The organism is Phytoactinopolyspora halophila, from assembly GCF_003287285.1.
GTDB classification, from domain to species: domain Bacteria; phylum Actinomycetota; class Actinomycetes; order Jiangellales; family Jiangellaceae; genus Phytoactinopolyspora_A; species Phytoactinopolyspora_A halophila.
Genome location: NZ_QMIG01000007.1, coordinates 38,792 through 53,538, shown reverse-complemented (window position 1 = coordinate 53,538; position 14,747 = coordinate 38,792). Strand labels below are relative to the sequence as shown.

General features: G+C 66.7%; 13 protein-coding genes. 5 read left to right on the top strand and 8 right to left on the bottom strand.

Annotation, left to right across the window (positions count from 1 at the left end):
* Positions 1–13 precede the first annotated feature (13 nt).
* On the top strand, positions 14–3,010 hold the full coding sequence (locus DPM12_RS24115) for a helix-turn-helix transcriptional regulator (RefSeq protein WP_112258131.1): 2,997 nt from the start codon (positions 14–16) through the stop codon (positions 3,008–3,010).
* A gap of 16 nt (positions 3,011–3,026) precedes the next feature.
* Here the strand turns inward: DPM12_RS24115 and DPM12_RS09775 are convergent, their stop codons facing one another.
* The gene (locus DPM12_RS09775) at positions 3,027–3,629 is read right to left on the bottom strand and encodes an MBL fold metallo-hydrolase (RefSeq protein WP_112258130.1); all 603 of its coding nucleotides are present in this window, start codon (positions 3,627–3,629) and stop codon (positions 3,027–3,029) included.
* Positions 3,630–3,733: 104 nt separating this feature from the next.
* On the opposite strand from DPM12_RS09775, the gene DPM12_RS09770 reads away from it, so the two are divergent.
* Positions 3,734–4,228: a hypothetical protein gene (locus DPM12_RS09770; protein ID WP_123788554.1), complete on the top strand. Its 495-nt coding sequence runs from the start codon at positions 3,734–3,736 to the stop codon at positions 4,226–4,228.
* A 42-nt stretch (positions 4,229–4,270) separates the two neighbouring features.
* On the opposite strand, the gene DPM12_RS09765 is transcribed toward DPM12_RS09770, so the two are convergent.
* The 6 genes from DPM12_RS09765 to DPM12_RS09740 are packed head-to-tail and all read right to left on the bottom strand — an operon-like array spanning position 4,271 to position 11,349.
* Positions 4,271–5,440: a glycoside hydrolase family 3 protein gene (locus tag DPM12_RS09765; RefSeq protein ID WP_123788553.1), complete on the bottom strand. Its 1,170-nt coding sequence runs from the start codon at positions 5,438–5,440 to the stop codon at positions 4,271–4,273.
* Between the two features lie 21 nt (positions 5,441–5,461).
* Entirely contained in the window at positions 5,462–6,502 is a 1,041-nt protein-coding gene (locus tag DPM12_RS09760; RefSeq protein ID WP_112258127.1) for an ABC transporter ATP-binding protein, read from the bottom strand.
* Entirely contained in the window at positions 6,499–7,554 is a 1,056-nt protein-coding gene (locus DPM12_RS09755) for an ABC transporter ATP-binding protein (protein WP_211658754.1), read from the bottom strand. Before DPM12_RS09755 ends, DPM12_RS09760 begins: the two co-directional genes overlap by 4 nt.
* 4 nt (positions 7,555–7,558) lie before the next feature.
* On the bottom strand, positions 7,559–8,464 hold the full coding sequence (locus DPM12_RS09750; RefSeq protein WP_112258126.1) for an ABC transporter permease: 906 nt from the start codon (positions 8,462–8,464) through the stop codon (positions 7,559–7,561).
* Positions 8,461–9,462 carry an ABC transporter permease gene (locus DPM12_RS09745; protein ID WP_211658752.1) on the bottom strand — a complete coding sequence of 334 codons (1,002 nt, stop codon included), beginning with the start codon at positions 9,460–9,462 and terminating at the stop codon, positions 8,461–8,463. Before DPM12_RS09745 ends, DPM12_RS09750 begins: the two co-directional genes overlap by 4 nt.
* A gap of 33 nt (positions 9,463–9,495) precedes the next feature.
* Entirely contained in the window at positions 9,496–11,349 is a 1,854-nt protein-coding gene (locus tag DPM12_RS09740; protein WP_158542838.1) for an ABC transporter substrate-binding protein, read from the bottom strand.
* Positions 11,350–11,720: 371 nt separating this feature from the next.
* On the opposite strand from DPM12_RS09740, the gene DPM12_RS23170 reads away from it, so the two are divergent.
* Genes DPM12_RS23170 through DPM12_RS09730 form a run of 3 tightly spaced genes read left to right on the top strand, consistent with a single transcriptional unit; the run spans position 11,721 to position 13,106 of the window.
* Positions 11,721–11,909, top strand: a complete 189-nt coding sequence (locus DPM12_RS23170) for a hypothetical protein (protein ID WP_123788552.1) — start codon at positions 11,721–11,723, stop codon at positions 11,907–11,909.
* A 56-nt stretch (positions 11,910–11,965) separates the two neighbouring features.
* Complete coding sequence (locus DPM12_RS09735) at positions 11,966–12,154, top strand: hypothetical protein (RefSeq protein ID WP_211658750.1); 189 nt, start codon at positions 11,966–11,968, stop codon at positions 12,152–12,154.
* 31 nt (positions 12,155–12,185) lie between these two features.
* Positions 12,186–13,106, top strand: coding sequence for an NADP-dependent oxidoreductase (locus DPM12_RS09730; protein ID WP_112258249.1), 921 nt, complete (start codon positions 12,186–12,188; stop codon positions 13,104–13,106).
* Positions 13,107–13,136: 30 nt separating this feature from the next.
* Here DPM12_RS09730 and DPM12_RS09725 read toward each other — a convergent pair whose 3' ends face one another.
* On the bottom strand, positions 13,137–14,603 hold the full coding sequence (locus tag DPM12_RS09725; RefSeq protein WP_112258123.1) for an extracellular solute-binding protein: 1,467 nt from the start codon (positions 14,601–14,603) through the stop codon (positions 13,137–13,139).
* Positions 14,604–14,747: the final 144 nt, after the last annotated feature.

The following is a 14,747-nucleotide window of genomic DNA, read 5'->3' as shown; positions in this document are numbered from 1 at the left end:
GCGGCGCTGCATCATGATCCGGGATCCGGTCGCGGAACTACCCGCGGACCGGCACGCCAGCTCGCACACCGACTCCTCGACCAGCTCGTACTCCGGTTCGATGTCGGTGCCCGGTGGCATCATGGGTGATGTGCGGATCGAAACTGCTCGTACACCGTTCATCGGACGCGAGCACGAGCTTGCCCAGCTGCGGGACGTCTTCAAGGACGCCCGCTCGGGTGAGCCGGCAGCCGTCCTGATCAGCGGTGAGGCGGGGATTGGCAAGACCCGCCTGGTCGATGAGCTCGCCACCGAGGCCGAGTCGGCCGGTGCACGGGTGATCCGCGGGCATTCGGTCGCCCTGGACGGTGAGGAGCTGGCGTTCGCGCCGATCACGGGAATGGTTCGCGGATTGGCGGCCGATTTCGGAACGGAGCGGTTGGTGGAGCTCGCCGGTCCGAGCGGGAACGCGCTCACCGCACTGCTTCCCGAGATCGGCGGCGTCGCCGGTGAAGCCACCGGTCAGGGCCGGTTGTATGAAGTGATCACGTCGTTGCTGGAGCGGCTCGCGGCCGATCAGCCCCTCGTCGTCATCGTCGAGGACCTGCAATGGGCTGACGGCGCCACGCGAGACATGCTTCGGTTCGTGGTGCGCAGCCTGATCGCCGTCCCGGTCCTGCTGCTGATGACCTACCGCGACGACGAGATCGGGCGCGGTCATCCATTACGCCAGTTCGTCGCCGAGCTCGACCGCCATCGGCGCGTCGTGCGCCTGGCCGTGACGAGGTTCGAGCGCGCTCATGTCGCTGATCAGCTACGTGCCATCACCGGGCAGGATGCCGAGGCCGGGCAGATCGAGCGGGTGCTGGAGCGCAGCGAAGGCGTTCCGTTCTATGTCGAAGAGCTCGCGTTCGTCGATGACCATTCCGGTCACCAGATGCCGGCATCCCTGCGTGACGTCCTGCTCGCGCGGGTGGAGCCGCTCACCGAACGGACGCAGAAGCTGCTGCGCCTGATGTCCGTGGCCAGCAGCCACGTCGGGCACGAACTCGTCGAGGCCGTCGCGGACGAGGACGTGCCGGCGCTGGAGCGGTCGTTGCGGGAGGCCGTGTCGGCGGGGGTGCTGGTGGTCGACGGCCGCGGGTACGGCTTCCGGCATGCCCTCATGCGTGAGGCGCTGCATGCCGATCTGTTGCCTGGCGAGCATGCGCGCATGCACGCGTGCTACGCCCGGACGTTGGAGGAGCAGCCAGAACTGGCTCCGGACAGCCGGGCAGATACCGAGATCGCACATCACTGGTACTTCGCGCATGACGTCGGCCAGGCGTTCCGATGGTCGCTGCGGTCGGCCGAGGAACTGGACCGGGCGAACGCGACCGGTGGCGCGCAGACGATGATCGAACGTGCCCTGGAGCTGTGGGATCAGGTCGACGATCCCGCATCGATCGCTGGCACGGGCCGCCCCGAGCTGATGGTGCGGGCGTCCATGCAGGCGTACGAGGCGGGCGAAGACGACCGGGCCGTGGCCCTGGCCAGGGCGGCCGTGGAGAGCTGTGACGAGCGTTCCGATCCGGTGCGAGCAGGTGAGACGCTCGGCTGGCTCGGCCGGCTGAGCTGTAAGTTGAACCTCCCTGGATCCATCGAGCTGCTGACCCGCGCCCGGGCGCTGGTACAGTCCGGCGCCGAGCCGCTCACCAGGGCCACGATCGTGGAATGGTTGTCGAACAATTTGGCGCTTGAGTGGCGGTATGGCGACGCTCTCGACGCCGTCGACGAGGCCGAGCGTCTCGGTCACGTCGTCGGGGCCGATCATCTGATCGCATCGGCACGCACCACCCGCGCCACCATCTGGATGGATCAGGGCCGCAAGGACGAGTCCCTGGCGGAGTTCGAACGGGCCCGGCCCCTGGTGGCCGTATCTGCCGATACGCTGCTGCGTTTTCACGTGAACCTCGCCCACGCCCTCGGCGGGATCGGCGAATACCGGCGAGCCGTCGAGGTCGCTCAGGAAGGAAAGGAACGCGCGGTGGTCATCGGCCGCGGGCGTACCCATGGCTCGATGCTGGCCGGCAACGCCGCGGCGGCACTGGTGCAGCTGGGCGAGTGGGATCGCGCGGAGGGTCTGATCACCCGTGCGCTGGAACTGTTGCCCCCGAGCAAGAACGTCCGGTATCTCGACACATTGCGGGCGTGGCTCTCGCTGTGGCGAGGCGATATCGCTGCGGCAGAGCATGCTGCTGCCGGGCTGCACCGCGCCGTGGACCAGCAAGCGGCGTTCCCGCAATATCGCTGCCACATCGCGCAGCTGAGGGGTGAGCTGGCCTGGGCCAAGGGAGAGTACGACGCCGCCTGGTCCCATGTCATGTCGGTTTTCGACGACGCCAGGAGTACCATCACGGCCGCGTTGCCGTTGCTTACCGTGGCGGCCAGCGTTCTCGGAGCGCAGCGGCGGTCTGGCGCGATCGCGGAGGTCGAGGAGCCGGCGGCCTGGGTGCGCGCGACGACGGCCGCCATGAGTGATGGCTCGCCCATGCCCGAGTGGCGGGCGCTCGTCGATGCCGAGCTCGCGGGCGACGATCCCGATGCCTGGCGTGCCGCGCTCACGGCACTCGAAGCCGCGGAAGGGCCGACCTATCTGCGGACGTATGCCCGGTATCAGCTGGGCTCCGCGTTGGTGACGGCTGGTGCGCGGGACGAGGCGCGGGACGCCCTGCGCACTGCGGCAAGCGAGGCGGAGACGCTCGGATCGGGCCTGCTGGCGGGGTGGATCACCGAGGTGGGCAGCCGTGCTGGCCTGTCGACGACGGAGCGCGTCACTCCGAGCCTGTCCACGACGTATGGACTGACCGGGCGGGAACGTGAAGTGCTCCGATTGATCGCCGCCGGGCGGAGCAACCGGGAGATCGGTGCTGGCCTGTACATCAGCGCGAAGACGGCGAGCGTGCACGTCTCGAACATCCTCACCAAGCTGGGAGTGTCCGGGCGCGGGGAGGCGGCGGCGCTCGCTCACCGGCACGGTCTCGTCGATTGACGTTTCACCTGGCTGGCTAGGTGGCTGCTTCAGCTTCGACGGTGGTGATGGGACCGTGCCCGGGATGGACCACCGTATCGCGTGCGAGCGTGAACAGGTGATTCCGGACGGACTCGACAATCATGTCAGAATCGCTGAAAGATTGCCCGGTCTTGCCGGGGCCGCCGTGTACGAGTGTGTCACCGGTGAATGCGGATCGCAGCTCGGGTGCGTAAAAGCAGACCGATCCCGGTGTATGACCCGGGGTATGGATAGTGTGGATGTCGATGCCACCGACAGCGAATGTGTCGCCGTCGAAAAGGTATTTGTCAGGGGACACGTCTGGATAGACACGTTTCCACAGCATGTGATCCGCACCGTGTAGATGGATCGTAGCGCCCGTTTCGTCCCAGAGCATCCCCAGCGCCCCCAGATGATCATCATGGCCGTGCGTGAGGAGGATGGCCGATACCTGACGGTCACCAACGAGCTCCAGGATGGGCCACGCATCATGCGGAGCGTCGATGATCACACATTCGTGCGCGTCGCCCACGACCCAGGAGTTGTTGATCACATCCTGTGTCTGTCCATCGAGACTGAATGTCCCTGACGTTGTCACGTGGTCGATGCGCACGTCCATGTAATGCTCCCGGTGGCGTCGGATGAGATGTCGTGGGATCGTCCGTTCGTCCAGAATACGGGTAGGCCGATCGGACGATTCGACCGCGGGTGAAGATCGATGTCGTGACTGGATACGGACTGGCGCACGGGCACGAGATCGGCCAACGGGATGGCACGCTAGGGTACGTGTCAGGAGGTGCCGCGCTGATGGGACTGTTCGAGCGAGTGAAGGAACTGTTCAACGGTGGAGGTGTGGAGACACCGCCTGACCTGCCGCTCGATGTCGAGGCGCGGCGTGCCCAGCTCGCCGAACTAGAGGACGCCTTGCGGGCATTGGCTCGCGCCATGGCCGCGGACCGCGACCGCATGGTCAACCCGGGCTGGGCGGGTCGGGTCGAGGATTTGCAGTTCGCGGCCAACGAAGCGGCCCGGCTGGGCAAGGAGGGCTTCGACCGGGCCGCGCTGCACGATCTCGCTGCCGAGGTGCGGCCGCTGTACGGTACGGGTGCCGTGCCGGACGAGTACGCTGCCTACGTCGACGAGCACGAACGCGTCATGACCGTCGTGGAGAAGCTGCGCACACCGTTGCCAGGGGAGGCGCCAGCCGACGACGGCTGAACGATGATGCGTCGAGCCGAATCGGATGCGTGGCGGCGGCCGTTACGGCAGGTTTCCGGTGACTCTCCGCGCGGTCTGCAAGTGATCGCGCGCGCCGACGAATCTCGACGCGAGGTTCACGTCGATATACGGGTCGTCGAACAGGCCGCACTTGGCCTTCAGCCGCAAGATGCGATCGACGGACTCGTCGATCCGCTCGACACTGAGTTCGCCGATCTCGACCGCACGGCGAATCGTCTTGATCGCTCCCGGGAAGGTGCCATCGGCCGGGGTGAGTAGCTGATCGACGCCTGCTTGGAGAGCCCGCAGCGGGGCTTCGGTATCCCCGTATGCCACGCGGGCGGCTTCCATGCCCAGGCCATCGGTCACGACGACGCCGTCAAACCCGAGCTCACCTCTGAGTATGTCGGTGATGATCGGGTACGAGGCAGTGGCGATGGTTTCGGAAGGATCGAGTGCCGGAAACACGAGGTGCCCCGTCATCACGGCATCGACGCCGGCTTCGAGGGCCGCCCGGAACGGCGGAAGGTGGAGACGTTCCCACTCGTCACGACTGTGTTCGATGACCGCCCGGCCGGTGTGCGTGTCCACGGCCGTTCCGCCATGACCCGGGAAGTGTTTCACGGTCGGTATCAATCCGCCCCGCTGGAACCCACGGATCTGCGCCCGGACGAAGGCGGCGGCCGTGTCCGGATCGGAGCTGAAGGAGCGGTCACCGATGACCCGATTCTCCGGATTGGTGACGACGTCGGCCACCGGGGCGTAGTTCTGGTTGATGCCGAGGGCCCGCAGCTCCGTCGCCATGATGCTGGCGACGTTCTCGGCCGTCTGCACGTCGAGCGACGCAATCGTCTTGGCCGAGGGAAACCAGGTCACCGGCGGTGACATGCGGGCTACCCGTCCGCCCTCTTGGTCGACCGAGATCAACAACGGAACCGGGCTGCCGCCCTCGCGAGACATCGCGGATCGTTGAATGCTGTTCGACAGCGTGGCGATCTGCGTGGGTATGTCGATGTTCCCGCTGGTGCGAAAGTAGACGATGCCACCGGGTTGGTAGGTGGATACGAGCGCTGCGGCGTTGTCCACGCCATAGGCAGCTTGATTGTGCTCGACGGCCTCGCTGTCCTGGGTCTCGGCAGAGGGGCCGTGCACTCGGAGCACGAACAGCTGAGCGATCTTCTCTTCGAGGGTCATCGATGGGGGGCGTCTCATGTCGACCAATGCTTCCACGCGTCACGGTGCCTGGACAGAGGTGGCCGCGACCTGCCGCTCTATGGGGTGGAAGCATGCATGGACCCGGCCCTCCGCGTCTTGCAGGGCAGGCACGGCGTCACCCAACACGGGCCGCTCCCGGGTGCAGCGTTCAGTACGGAACGGGCACCGCGGGGCGAACAGGCACCCCGCGTCGTCGACGGTTTCCCCGACGGCCGCGGTGGTGAGCGAGTCGATCGGCGTGACCTGTTCCGCGCCGGGCTGCTCGACGCCGTAAAGGACCGGAATGGCTGACAGCAGGGACTGCGTATACGGGTGTACCGGCTGGTTGATGATCGTCTCGGTGGGCCCACTTTCGACGACTTGACCCCGGTAGATCACGTACATGTCGCCGTCGGCGCCGATGTAGCGCGCGGTGGCGACGTCATGCGTGATGTACAAGAGACTGACTCCCAGCTGTTCCCGAAGATCGCGGAGTAGTCTCAGGATACCCAACCGCAACGACACATCGATCATGGAGACTGCCTCGTCGGCGACGAGCACGTCAGGGTCGACGGTCAGCGCCCGGGCGATGACGACGCGCTGGCGCATGCCGCCGGACAGCTGGTGCGGATAGCGGGGGAGCACGTAGCCGGGATCCAGGCCCACCAGGCCGAGCAGTTCCTCCGCGCGCTCGTAGATCCACTGCGACGACCGGCCGGTCTCGCGGGCGCGGAGCTTCAGCGGATCGTGCAGCGCCTGGTGGACGGTCCTGGTGGGATTGAGTGCCGAGTACGGGTCTTGGTGAATGAGCTGGATCCGGCGAAAGTGCGGCTGCTGGGCGCGGGTGCGCAGGGACGACATGGCCACGCCACCGATGGTGATCTCGCCTTCATCGTGCGTTTCCAAGCCGGCGATGATCCGCCCGAGTGTCGTCTTGCCGCATCCGGACTCGCCGATGAACGATATGGCGCCGCCTTCGGGAATGGTGAAATCGACGCCGCGCAGCGCCTTCACCTCGTTCTTGCCGAGTACGTCGCCGCGCTGGCGGAAGGTCTTGACGATGCCGGTTCCACTGATCACGTTTGCTCCTGGCCGTCGTCTGTGGGTGCGCCGCCGTCCGGCTCTTGCCCCGCCACGGCGTGACAGGCGACCAGCTGGTCGGCGTGCCGTTCGAGGACAGGCTCGACCGTGTCGCAGACGCTCATGCGCAGCTCGCACCGGTCCCGGAACACGCAGCCCCGTTCGGGGATGGTCCCCAGCGTGGGCGGGCGCCCGGGAAGCGCCCGTGCCTGATCGATATCGCCGGTGAGGCGGGGAATCGCCCGGATCAGTCCCTGCGTGTAGGGGTGCCGGGGCTCGCCGAGGACGGAGCGCACCGGGCCGCGTTCCACGATCCGGCCGCCGTACATGACGGCGAGCTGATCTGCCACCTCGGCCACGACCCCGATGTCGTGCGTGATGACGAGCGTCGTCAAGCCGCGCTCGGCGTGGATGTTCCGGATGATCTCCAGAATGTTCGCCTGAGTGATCATGTCGAGTGCCGTCGTCGGCTCGTCGAGCACGACGACGTGCGCGTTCAGGACGAGCGCCAGCATGATTCCGACACGCTGGCGCATGCCACCGGACAGCTCGTGCTGGTACGAGTCGAGCACGCGCGCGCCGTCCAGGCCCATCCGGCCGAGCAGCTCCTTCGCCTCGGAAACCAGGGCGCGCAAGTCGTCGACGTCGTGCGAGCGGCCCAGATCGAGCAGCTGCTTGCCCACGGTCTTCAGCGGGTTGAGCGAGTTCTGCGCGGCCTGGAACACGTAGCCGATCTGGCCACCGCGGACCCGGCGCAACTTGTCGCCCTGCAACGGAACGACGTCGCCGAGACCGTCGATCTCGACCGTGCCGGAGCTGATCCGTCCGGGAGGTTGCACGGCGTTGAGCAGGGACAGCGCGAGTGTCGACTTTCCGGACCCGGACTCGCCGACCAGCCCGGTGATGGTTCCGGCGGGGAGGTCCATGTCGATCTCGGACACGGCGGGAAGTTCGCCGGCCGGTGTCTTGTACACCACCGTCAGGTCACGGATCCGCACGGCCGGGGCCGTGGTGCCGCCTTCGGGGGCGTGGGCAGCCGTAGCGAGGGTCACCGTGTCACTCCTCCCGAAGCCGGGGATTGAAGACCTCGTCCATCGCGTCCACGACGAGCACGATGGCCACCGTGAGCAGCAGCAGCGCCAGCAGCGGCGCCAGCATGTAGGGGAGCCGTGCCGCGGTGGTCATGGCCCCGAAGTCGAAGACCGCCCGGTTGAGCATCACGCCCCAGTTCTCCCCGATCACCGGCATCACGCCGAGGAAGAACAGCCCGACCTGGGCCCACACCGCGAGGATCAAGCTCATCAGCAGGTTCATCGCGATGTATGGCGCGATCGGCGGCAGCAGCTCGCGGAACACGATATGTGGCGTGGACAGGCCGAGGCCCCGGGCGGCCTCGATGAAGCCCCGCTCGCGCAGCGACAGGGTCTGCGAGCGCACCGCACGTGCCAGCGCTCCCCAGCCGAGCAACCCGAGGACCAGCCCCATCTCCCACGGACTGGCGAACTGCCACACCGTGGACAGCACGAGCAGGATGGGAAGCCCGGGAATGGTCAGGTTGATGTCGGTGATCCGCATCAGGACGGCGTCGAGACGGCCGCGGCGGAACCCGGCGAAGAGCCCGATACCGGTACCGAGCACGACGGTGATGACAGCGGTGATGAACGCCGTCAGGAGCACGTAGCGCGAGCCCACCACGACGAGCGAGAGCACGTCGACGCCCTGGAAGTCGGTTCCGAACGGATGCTGCAGGCTGGGCGGGGCGAAGAAGTTGTCCGGATCGCGGGGTAGCGGCCGCTGATACAGCATCGGCCCGGCCGTGGCCATGACGACGAACATGAGCATCAGGGCGACGCCGAGCAGGCGGCTGGGCTTGCGGCGCAGCACGCGCCAGACCCCGCGCCAGAAATTCCGGCGCAGGTCCCCACGCGTGGTGCTCAAACCGGTGGGGGCACCCGACGTCATACTCGATCACCTGCCCGCCGGATACGCGGATCGATCACGCTGTAGAACAGGTCGGCGACGATATTGGCGATGATGACGGCGACCGTGATGAGCAAGAGCGCTCCGGCCATCACCGTGATGTCGCGCCGGCCGATGCTGTCGATCAGGAGCATGCCCAATCCCGGATAGTTGAAGATCCGTTCGATGAAGATCGCGCCGCTGAACACGGCCGCGACGGAGAGGGCGAAGACAGTGAACAGCGGCAGGATGGCGTTACGCGCGATGTAGCGGAAGATGATCGAGCGTTTCATGCCGCGTAGCTCGGCGGCGAGGATGAAGTCGTCGCCGAGAACCGTCACCACGCTGGACTTCATCGCGAGGATGAATCCGCCGTAGGCGGAGATCGTATAGGTCGCCACGGGCAGGATCGCGTGATATCCGAGCGAGAGGACGTACTCGACGGTCCATGGCTCGTACAGGATGTTGACGGCACCCTGCCGCGGCAGGATCGGCCACAGCGTCGCGAAGATGGAGGCCAGTAGCAGGCCGACGACGAAGTCCGGGATGCCGCGCAGCAACGACCCCGACATGGTGAGCATGTCGCCGAGCTTGCTGGAACGCTTGATCGCGGCGTAGACACCGACGACCACACCGAGACCGAAGCTGAGCACCGTGCCCAGGAGGACCGGGATGACGGTCCACTTGGCCGCGTCGGCCAGGACGGTCGCGACGTCCACCCGGGAGTACAGCGACTGGCCGAGATCGAAACGCAGGAGCGATCCCACGTAGTCGACGTACTGTTCGAAGACGCTGCCGGTGGGGCGGAAACGGTGCAGCATCGCTGCCTGCGCCTCCGCCTGCTCGGGGGAGTAGCCCTGCTGGAGGAGGTTCTCGTATTCGGCGCGGACCGGGTCGCCGGGCATGATGCTGATGATCACGAACGTGAACGTCAGCACCACCCAGACCATGACGAGCCCGCGGGCCAGCTGGCCCGCGAGCCGTCGTGCGAATCCCTTCACAGTTGTCGCTATCCGATCTCTGATCGACTGCCGCTACTCGACCGCGGTGACCCAGCCTTGCTGGATCCAGATGCCGGCCAGGCTCGTCACACCGCTGACGCGCCGGGCGTCGTCCGGTGGATCGGTGATGAACCGGTCGGTGTTGCTGAACTGGGTGTTGATGTAATCCCACAACTGGATCACCGGCAGCGTCTCGTTGGTCGCCCGGGCGAGGATCGTCATGATCTCCTGGGTGCGCTCCTCGTCGGCGGTGCGCAGCTCGTGCGTCAGCTCGCCCGGGTTGATCTCGCCGTGCCCCTCGACCTCGATGGTCTCCGGGCCGCCCTTCCAGTTGCCGTCCTCACCGGGTTCGGAATAGCTCAGCTGCCCGGCGTGGACCTGCCAGCCGTTGGACTGGCCATACAGCCGCTGGAAGATGTTGTACGGGCTGGGCCCGAGCCCGATCAGCCAGAACCCGAGCGGGTAGTCGCCCGCGGCCATCTCCTCCTGGTAGACGGTGAAATCCGGGGAGGTCAGGATCTCGGATTCGATGCCGAACTCGTCCAACTGGGTGGCGATGTTCTCCCCGGCGGCGATCCAGTCGGAGAAGCCGCTGACCACCTGGATGGGAACCTCGAAGGGTTCGCCATCGGGCAGCAGCCATCGGCCGTCTTCCTTGGTCATGCCCGCGGCTTCCAGCTCTTCCTCGGCAGCGTCGAGATCGTGCTCGTACGGGTCGAGCTCGCCCACGGCGTCACCGATCCACTCGTCCACCACTTCCTGGTGGATGCCCGATGTCGTCGTCGCCGCGTCACCGCCGTCGGGGGTGGACACGGACACCATCTGCTCGCGGTCGATCGCGTAGGCCAGGGCCCGGCGGACGTGGACGTCATCGAACGGCTCGTAGGACTGGTTGAACGCGAGGCCGGCGACGACAGGGGAGTAGGTGCGGCTGATCTCGTTGCCGGGAACGGCCTCGATCTGCTGGACGACGTCTTCGGGCACGGCGACGAAGTGCGAAGAGTCGAGCTCGCCGGCTTGCAGGTAGTCCCAGACCTGCTCGTTGCCGTCGTAGTTGCGGACGATCACCTGGTCCGGAGCGACCAGATGATCGTTGTGGAAGTGCTCGTTGCGTGTGAGCAGCGCCTCGCTGGGATTGATCCGCTCCAGCACGTAGGGACCGGCGGAGATGTCCTCACCGGGGTCGAAGCTGGCGACCTCCTCACCCGCCTCGCTCACGGCGTCGCGGGCTTCCTCGGCGTCCTCGCCCTCGCCCTGCGCGGCTTCGAGAGTCTCCTCGAAGTCGGCGGGCAGAACGTCACCGTAGACATGCTCGGGGACGATCGTCATGTCCATGATGCCGTTGACGAACTCGCCGGTGGGGTTGTCGGGATCCTGCGTGAACCGGAGCGTCTTGTCGTCGATCACCTCGACGTCGGAGGCGGCGCCGGCGGCACCGGGGTCGAGGATGAACGCGCCGCTGCCGCGCGTGTAGGCGATGTTCGCCGAGAGAACGACGTCATCGCTGGTGACGGGAGTTCCGTCGGACCACGTCGCCTCGGGGTGGAGGGTGACGGTCAGTTCGAGATTGTCGTCGGACACCTCCCATTCGGAGGCGAGTCCCGGGTAGAAATCGCTGGGGTCGGTGGGATGGTTCTTGACCCAGGCCAACCGCATCGCGTTGTAGCCGAGAAACGAGTTGGTATCCGGGTTGAACGGGTTGGGCGGGGCCGTGGCATCGAGCTGGGTCACGATCGTGGTGTAGACGCCCCCTCGATTCACCTCGCCCTCCTCGGCAGCGCCGTTGTCGCCGTCGTCTGGGGACGTGGGCTCGTCGTCGTCACCACCGCAGGCGGTGATGGCGAGGGCGAACGCCGCCAGCGTGGCAGTGATTCGCGTGACTTTCATGATCCGGCTCCCGGGTTGCATGGGCATCGGCGGGGCTGGGCAGATGTAGACCAGTGGTCCGGAAAGCTAGCGAGAGAATTTTTTCCAGTCAAGGGCCTAGATAGGGGCATTGTCGAAACTGTTACCAACCGGCAACCGGTATCGGGACCCCATGGCCGGCTGGCGCCGTACATTCAGCACTTGCAGAGAGCTAGCGCCGTCGTCCATTTGGAGGAGACGTGTGCAGCCAAACGGGTAGATCTTGCCCGCACGGACGTCCCTGAATGGTGGTGACCTGGGGAAACGTATGTGACTCTGGGTGTGTTCGCGTTGCGGTCCGCCACCGACAGGAGGACCATCGAAGTGGCGGGGCCGAAATCTCTCATCGAAGGGTGGAGAGAACAGTGTTGTTGCGCCGGGACACGGAGTACGTGTTGACCTGGAACGCACAAAATCACAGCTGGCTGGTCAGGCCAATCGAGCGGGACGGTGACCGCATCGTCCAGATCGGCCCGGGAGGCTCGCAAGTAGACGACCTTGCGTTGACGGCGAGTTCCGTGATGGCCGGATGGGACGAATGACGTCACAGGATCTACCGCGGCGATTCGCACTACATCGGCATGAGGATGCCACCGGTGTGTCGGGGGTCGGGCTGATCGCCTACGGCACGGTCTACCCCACGGGACGCACGACCCTGGCCTGGTGCTGTGGCGAGATCTCGTCCGTGAGTGTCTACGACTCACCCGAACAAGTCATCCAGATCCACGGCCACGGGGGAGCGACGGATCTGGTGTGGATCGACTCACCTCCGTTCACCGTGACCTAGATTGGGCACGGTGAACGGAGGTGAGTCCACGGTGAGCCAAGAGGTTGTCTACTCCACGTACGGCGGTACCGACGTGCTCGAGGTGGTCGAGTCCGACCCACCGGTACCCGAGCCGGGACAGGTGCGAGTGCGCGTCAAGGCAGCAGGTATCCAGCCATTCGACGTCAAGCAGCGTCGTGGCGACACGGCAGACTGGGCGCCAGCCAAATTTCCACAGGTCAGCGGTTCGGAATTCGCTGGCGTGGTGGACGAGCTGGGTGAGGGCGTCACGGAACCGGCCGTCGGTGCAGAAGTCATCGGCTGGCCCGTCGGCGGTGCGCACACCCAGTATGCGGTGGCCAGGGCGGACGCGCTGGTGGCGAAGCCGCCCGGGATGCCGTGGGAGGAGGCCGGTGCGATCGGCGCCTCGGGCCAGACCGCGCACACGTCGCTGCAGGCGCTGGATGTCGCCGCAGGCGAGACGGTGCTGATCCATGCCGCGGCCGGCGGCGTCGGGACCGCCGCTGTCCAGCTCGCGAAGGCGTGGGGCGCCGAGGTGGTCGGGACGGCCAGCGAGCGCAACCACGAATACCTGCGAGAGCTCGGTGCGGTCCCCGTCACGTACGGTGCTGGCCTGGTCGAGCGGGTACGCGAGGCCGCGCCGGATGGCGTCGACGCCGCGCTCGATGCGGTGGGAACCGAGGATGCGCTGCGGGCATCGATCGATCTGGTGGGGGATCTGCAGCGGATCGGCACCATCGCGGGTCAGGAGATCGCGCCCGATCTCGGGGTGCGGATCCTGGGGATGAAGCGTTCCACCGAGCGGCTGGCGGAACTGGTGCGGCTGTATGCGGAGGGCAAGCTCCGGGTGCACCTGCACGCGGCGTTCAGCCTGGACGACGCCGCCAAGGCGCACCGCGAGGTGGAGACGGGCCACGTACGCGGCAAGGTCGTCCTCGTCCCCTCCCGCTGATCATGAACACTAGCCGACCTATGTAGTCGCCTAGTGTTCATGATCATGGGGCGGAGAGGGCGAAGGGGAGGGGTGGTGGGAAGGCAGGCCGGTGATGGCGGAGATCAGCTCGGCCACGCGGCTCACGGCCCCGGCCGGTGTGGCCTGGCCGGTCAGCACGCTCTCCAGCATCACCTGTAGCTGGGCCGACACCCGCGGATACAGCGGAATGCGGGGCCGGATGACGGCCTGTTCGAGTGCCTTCACCGTGTCCGGGAGCAGCGGTACCCGCGATCCCGCGAGCTCGATCGCCGAGCGACGAGGCGGGATGCATCCCGTGGCGACGCTGAGCTCTGCCAGCAGTTCGGCCGCGCTGAGGTGACGGAGCAGGCGCAGCGCCAGGTCCGGGTAGGCGGTCTGGCGGAAGATCCCGCACACCATCGTCCCCGCGAGGCTGGCTGGCGCTCCTTGGGGGCCGGGCGGTATCGGAAGGAAACCGATCCGCTGGCCGAGATCCTCGACGTGGATGCCCATGCTCTCGGCCAGCGTCCGGGCCTCGTAGCTGCCGCCGAAGCTCATGCCGGCCTGCCCGCGGGCCAGCAGCCGGACCGGTTGGTTCCACTCGAAGCCCACCGCCTCGGCCGGAACGACACCTTCGTCGACGAGGCGGCGCAGGTACTCCAGCGCTTCCACCACCCGTGGTTGATCCACAAGTACGCCGTCCGTGCCGAGCACCTCGACGCCATTGGACGCGAGAAACGCCAGCAGGCAGCACGTCGTCGTCTCGTCACCGCGGGAGCCCCCGGGCAGGGCGAGCGGGTGAGCGATGCCGTGCTCACGTAGCGCGTGGCCGCATCCGCGTAGCTCGGCCCAGGATTCCGGTGGCCCCACCCGGAGCTTGTGCAGCTCGGAGCGTCGATACCACAGCCCGGCGACGTCGGCGCTCAGCGATACCGAGTAGGTACGGCCCGCGTAGCGGTTGGCAGTGATGAGGGGTGGGAGGAAGTCACTCTCGTACTCGTTCGTCACCCAGTCCTCGTCGACCTCTTCGAGGGCGTAGAGGAATCCGGCAGCGGCGAACTCGGGCATCCACACCGAGTCGAGCACGGCCAGATCCGGCGCCTGGGCCTCGGCCACGGCGCGGGTCAGGGTTCGGTGCAGATCGGCCCGGGGAACGGTGACGACGTTGATCGTGAGGTCGTCCGGAACGGCCTTGTGGATGAGCGTCTCCCACGGTCCTTCGGCGGGTACGACGACACGCAGTTCCGTGCCGCGGCGAGGTGCCCAGTGGGGATTGACGAAACTGCCGCGGCGGCGATGCCGGAGGACGACGCCCTCGTCGGCGAGCTCGGACAGGGCGCGGCTGACGGGCGTGCGGCTGAGCCCGTAGAGGTCGCACAGCTCGTGCTCGGTGGGCAAGCGGTCACCGGGGCCATACTCACCCCGGATCATGGACTGGAGCAGGAGCGTCTTGAGCTGGAAATACAGGGGTATCGGCTGCTCCGGATCGATCGACATGTGACGCAGCCTCCGGTGTGTCGTGCGGCATCTCTAGTCTAGAGGCTCGTCGAGGAGTTATACCGGTGAGTACGTGGGTATCTCCCGGTCACCGATCGGGGACGATCTGCCGGGAGATCACCGGCGCGTGACCGACCGTGTGGT

What these genes read in the sequence shown, in the direction of transcription:
- DPM12_RS24115 (WP_112258131.1), top strand. Translation starts at nt 14, where the DNA reads ATGATCCGGGATCCGGTCGCGGAACTACCCGCGGACCGGCACGCCAGC.
- DPM12_RS09775 (WP_112258130.1), bottom strand. Translation starts at nt 3,629, where the DNA reads ATGGACGTGCGCATCGACCACGTGACAACGTCAGGGACATTCAGTCTC.
- DPM12_RS09765 (WP_123788553.1), bottom strand. Translation starts at nt 5,440, where the DNA reads ATGAGACGCCCCCCATCGATGACCCTCGAAGAGAAGATCGCTCAGCTG.
- DPM12_RS09750 (WP_112258126.1), bottom strand. Translation starts at nt 8,464, where the DNA reads ATGACGTCGGGTGCCCCCACCGGTTTGAGCACCACGCGTGGGGACCTG.
- DPM12_RS09740 (WP_158542838.1), bottom strand. Translation starts at nt 11,349, where the DNA reads ATGAAAGTCACGCGAATCACTGCCACGCTGGCGGCGTTCGCCCTCGCC.
- DPM12_RS09725 (WP_112258123.1), bottom strand. Translation starts at nt 14,603, where the DNA reads ATGTCGATCGATCCGGAGCAGCCGATACCCCTGTATTTCCAGCTCAAG.